The 705-nt window shown below is 58.7% G+C and carries 1 protein-coding gene; it reads right to left on the bottom strand.

Annotation, left to right across the window (positions count from 1 at the left end; genetic code table 11):
• The coding region (locus F0155_RS23230) for a cadherin repeat domain-containing protein (protein WP_150526938.1) at nucleotides 1-705 on the bottom strand (705 nt) is incomplete at both ends.

Genomic DNA, 705 nt, shown 5'->3' with positions numbered 1-705 from the left:
ACGTCTCCGTGGAGGTTGACCCATCCGTCGAGGTCGCCTGGACAATGACTGTGACGCTCGTTCCAGCCTCGTAGTCGAGTTGAGAACTGTCGGCGACGGTGACAACGCCGGTCGTGGCATCGATGGCAAACGGACCGTCCGTAATGACATTGCCCGAGCCGTCGACAAGCTGATAGCTCACACTATCCGTGCCATCGGCATCAGAGGCAGAGGCTGTGATCCCAACTGCTGTGCCGGTGGCGGCGCTCTCGGAGACCGTGTTAGCCGCAGAATTGCTGTCCGTGACAGCGGTCACGTCAAACTCGTCGACATCGGTCAGATTGACCGTGAACGTCTCCGTCGAGGTTGACCCATCCGTCGATGTCGCCTGAACAATAACCGTGACGCTCGTTCCAGCCTCGTAATCGAGCTGCGAGCTATCCGCGACCGTCACAACACCTGTGGAAGCATCGATAGTAAACGGGCCATCCGTGATGACAGTGCCCGAGCCGTCGACAAGCTGGTAGCTCACACTGTCCGTGCCGTCCGCATCAGAGGCAGAAGCGGTGATCCCAACTACTGTGCCGGTGGCGGCAGATTCAGACACCGTGTTTACCGCAGAATTGCTATCGGTGACAGCTGTGACATCGAACTCGTCAACATCGGTCAGGTTGACCGTGAACGTCTCCGTGGAGGTTGACCCATCCGTCGAGGTCGCCTGGACAA

It is taken from the genome of Roseibium sediminis (assembly GCF_008711325.1).
GTDB lineage: Bacteria > Pseudomonadota > Alphaproteobacteria > Rhizobiales > Stappiaceae > Roseibium > Roseibium sediminis.
The sequence above is the reverse complement of the archived record's forward strand: the minus strand, read 5'-3'. Positions and strand labels throughout refer to the sequence as shown.